General features: G+C 74.4%; 4 protein-coding genes. 2 read left to right on the top strand and 2 right to left on the bottom strand.

All coding sequences use genetic code 11. The features are described 5' to 3' along the window. Positions 1–108: 108 nt before the first annotated feature. Both GT045_RS34210 and GT045_RS34205 read left to right on the top strand, forming a co-directional pair. Entirely contained in the window at positions 109–1,287 is a 1,179-nt protein-coding gene (locus GT045_RS34210; protein ID WP_161336569.1) for a glutamate dehydrogenase, read from the top strand. Positions 1,288–1,472: 185 nt separating this feature from the next. After that, a complete protein-coding gene (locus GT045_RS34205; RefSeq protein ID WP_345942842.1) occupies positions 1,473–2,093 on the top strand; it encodes a TetR family transcriptional regulator C-terminal domain-containing protein in 621 nt (206 codons plus the stop codon). 222 nt (positions 2,094–2,315) lie between these two features. On the opposite strand, the gene GT045_RS34200 is transcribed toward GT045_RS34205, so the two are convergent. Together GT045_RS34200 and GT045_RS34195 are read right to left on the bottom strand one after the other, a co-directional pair. Continuing rightward, the gene (locus GT045_RS34200; RefSeq protein ID WP_161289206.1) at positions 2,316–3,101 is read right to left on the bottom strand and encodes an SGNH/GDSL hydrolase family protein; all 786 of its coding nucleotides are present in this window, start codon (positions 3,099–3,101) and stop codon (positions 2,316–2,318) included. 245 nt (positions 3,102–3,346) lie between these two features. Then, positions 3,347–3,908, bottom strand: a 562-nt coding sequence (locus GT045_RS34195; RefSeq protein WP_161336568.1) for a M23 family metallopeptidase, incomplete at its 5' end; no start/stop codon positions are given.

Here is a 3,908-nt window from a genome sequence, read left to right as displayed (position 1 = left end):
TCTACCCGACTTCGCCCCCTCTATCAACTTCCGCCCCTTCCGTCCTCCCCCGCTCCTCTGTTCTGCCCTCACCCCCGCGGTATCCGCCCTCCCCCCACCGGAGCCACCATGACCACCCCCCTCATCTCGCTCGTCTGGACCGATCACGTCACCGGCCGCCAGGGCTTCCTCGTCGTCGACCGGCTGGTGCGGGGCGTGGCCAGCGGCGGGCTTCGGATGCGGCCGGGCTGCACGTCGGCGGAGGTGGCGGGGCTGGCCCGCGGCATGACGATGAAGGAGGCCCTGCACTACGACCCCGCGGGCCGCTACATCCCCCTCGGCGGCGCGAAGGGCGGCATCGACTGCGATCCCCGGGACCCGGGGGCGTACGGGCTCCTCGTCCGCTACCTGCGCGCCATGCGGCCGTACATCGAGAGCTGCTGGGCCACCGGTGAGGACCTGGGCCTCAGCCAGGACCTGGTGGACCGTGCGGCGGCGGAGGCGGGCCTGGTCTCCTCCATCCAGGCGGTGTACCCGCTGCTGGACGACGAGCCGGCCGCCCGGCGGCGGCTCGCGGACGCCTTCGCCGTGGAGGTGGACGGTATCGGCCTGGACGAGCTGGCCGGCGGCTGCGGGGTCGCCGAGTCGGTTCTCGCGGCGCTGGACCGGGCGGCGGTGCCGTACGCCGGCACCCGGGTCGCCGTGCAGGGGCTGGGCACCATGGGCGGGGCCACCGCGCGCTTCCTCGCGCGCGCGGGTCTCACGGTGGTCGCCGTCGCCGACCTCAAGGGCACGATCGCCAACCCGGCGGGGCTGGACGTGGAGGCGCTGCTGGCGGCGCGGGACGGCCACGGCACCGTCGACCGCGGGGTGCTACGCCCGGAGGACCGGGAACTGCCCGGCGACGCCTGGCTGTCGGTCCGGGCGGAGGTGCTGGTGCCGGCCGCCGTGTCGTACGTCATCGACAGCACGAACCAGGAGCGGATCCGGGCGCGCTGGATCGTGGAGGCCGCCAACATGCCGGTCGTCCCGGGGGCGGAGGCGCCCCTGGCCGCGCGCGGGGTGACCGTCCTGCCGGACGTGGTGGTCAACTCCGGTACGAACGCCTGGTGGTGGTGGACCCTGTTCGGTGACGTCGGCGCGGACGCCGACGAGGCGTTCACGCACATCCGGCGCTCGATGCGCGCCCTGGTCGGCCTGATGCTCGACCGCGCGGAGGCCGACGGGACGACCCCGCGCGCGGCGGCGCACGCCCTGGTGACCGAACGGCTGCCGGTGATCGCGGACCGGTTCGGCTGGTACCGCTGACCGGGACGCCCGGCCGTCGACGCTCGCCGGGACGTGCTCGGCTCGGCCCACCGGCCCGGAGCCGTCCGCCCGTTGACCGTTTCGGGACCGGGACGGCGGTGTCTCCGCGCGCTGCTGGTCCGGCCGCCGGGGTCTGCGCGCCGGACGGCTTCGGCGGCGGCCGGGCGAGCGACTAGGGTGACCGCGTGGCGAGAGTGCGGTTGAGCGTGGCGGAGCGGCGGGAGGAACTGCTGCGGGCGGCCATCGAGCAGATCGAGGCGCGGGGCGTGGCGGCGGTCAGGATCGCCGACGTGGCCGCGGCTCTCGGGGTGAGCAACGCGCTGGTGCTGTACCACTTCTCCACCAAGGAGAGGCTGGTCGCCGCCGCGTTCGCCTACGCGGCGGAGGGAGACCTCGCGCATCTGCGCAAGCTGCTCGGCCGCCGGACCACGGCACTGCGCCGACTGCGGGCGGCGGTGCGCTGGTACGCGCCGACCGGCCAGGCGAAGGGCTGGCGGCTGTGGATCGAGGGCTGGGCCGTGGCGCTGCGGGAGCCGGCCCTGCGGGAGGTCAGCCGGGACCTTGACCGGCAGTGGAAGGCGGCGATCACGGAGGTGCTCGCCGAGGGCGTGGCCGCCGGTGAGTTCACGTGCCCGGACCCGGCGGGTGCGGCGCTGCGGCTGACCGCGCTGCTGGACGGGCTGGCGGTGCAACTGACGTCGTATCCGGGCGCGGTGGCGCGGTCCCGGGCGCAGGAATGGGTGGACGACGCCCTCGCCCGGGAACTCGGCCTGGACCGGAGGGCGTTGACCGAACGGGACCGTTGAACGCGCACGCGAGCCGCCCCGGGCCGCTGTGCGTGCGGCCCGGGGCGCGGTGCGCGGTGCGCGTGATGCGTACGGCCCGGTGCGGTGGTCCGTACGGTCCGGTGCGCGGTGCGCGTAGTCCGTACGGTCCGGTACGCGTGGTGCGTGCGACCCGGGGCGTGGTGCGTACGGTTCGTGACCCGGTGCGCGTGGTGCGTACGGCCCGGTGCGCGGTCGGCGATGTCAGGCCACGGAGGCGATCCACGTCTTGATGTCGTCGGGCGAGAGCGCGCCCTTCGCCATCACGTGGTCGCCGGAGGACTCGCCGCGCAGCCGGCGCCCGATCCAGGGCACGAGGTACTCGCGTGCCCACTGGACGTCGTCCCGGCGGATGTCCAGGGTTCCCCGGGGCGGCAGCGGCGGCCACGGCTGCTCCGGGTCGGCCGGGATGTCCAGGGAGAGGGCCTGGCCGGCCCGCAGGGCCACGCGCGTGTGCCCCTCGGGCGAGAGGTGCAGCCGGTCGCTGTCCCAAGCCCTGCGGTCCTGCACCGACTTCAGGGACCACAGGTCGAGCACGGGGCAGCCGTACCGGTCGGCGATGGCACGGACGTGTCCGTTGTAGGTGGCGATCTTGCCGCGCAGGTGCTTGAGGAGGGGAACGCCACGGGTGTCGAAGCCGGTCGTCACGAGCACGGTGCCGACGGCCTCGGCCAGCCGGGCCACGGCGCGTTCGAAGCGCTCGGCCACCTCGTCGGGGTCGGTGCCCGGCCGGATGATGTCGTTGCCGCCCGCGCAGAAGGAGACCAGGTCCGGGGCCATGTCCACGGCCTGCGGGAGCTGGTCGGCCACGATCTGGTCCAGCAGCTTCCCGCGCACGGCGAGGTTGGTGTACTGGAAGTCGCCCTCGGGGCGCCGGTCGGCCAGGAGAACCGCGAACCGGTCGGCCCAGCCCACGAACGCCCCGTCGGGGCCGGGGTCGCCGACGCCTTCGGTGAAGCTGTCCCCCACCGCCACGTACGACCCGATCACTGATCTGTTGTCACTCTTCGAATCGTCTGCCACGTCGGACCATGATTCACCTTCGGATGTGACCTACGCGACCGTAGGCAGGGGTTGACGAACGGTGAGATGAGCCACTCGTAAAGAATTTGCGATATCAGGAATAGGTCTGCTCACGGGGCTGTTGCAGCGGGGAGCACCCAAGGCCGGACCCGGGGATCGCGGGTCCGGCCTTCGACGGCGTGTCAGGCGGGTGGCGCGCAGGGCGCCGGGGGTCAGCCGACGGCGACGCCGTGCCCGCGGAGGTAGCCGACGGGGTCGACGTCGGAGCCGTAGTCGGGCGTGGTGCGGATCTCGAAGTGCAGGTGCGGGCCGGTCACGTTGCCGGTGGCACCGGACAGGCCGACCTGTACGCCCGCGGTCACGCTCTGGCCGGCCGAGACGGTGAGCCGGGACAGGTGGGCGTACTGGGCGTAGTAGCCGTCGTCGAGCTTGACGACGACCTGGTTGCCGTACGCGCCGCCCCAGCCGGCGGAGACGACCGTGCCCGCGGCGACGGCCTTGAGGGGGGTGCCGGTCGGCACGACGAAGTCGACGCCGGTGTGGTAGCCGCTGGACCACATGCTGCCGGACACGTGGTACCCGGTGCCGATGGTGGCGCCGGTCACCGGGAGGGTGTAGCCGGTGGAGGCGCTCCGCGTGGTACCGGACCCGGCCTCCTGGACGGCCTCGGAGGCCCCGGCAGCCTCGGGGGCCCGGGTGGCCGGGGCGGGCCGGGGAGCGGCCGGCCGGGAGGGCGCGGAGGCGGCCGGGGCGGGCTTCGGGGCGGCCGGGGCG

The organism is Streptomyces sp. SID486, from assembly GCF_009865385.1.
Taxonomy (GTDB): domain Bacteria; phylum Actinomycetota; class Actinomycetes; order Streptomycetales; family Streptomycetaceae; genus Streptomyces.
This window is presented reverse-complemented; position numbering and strand designations above follow the sequence as displayed.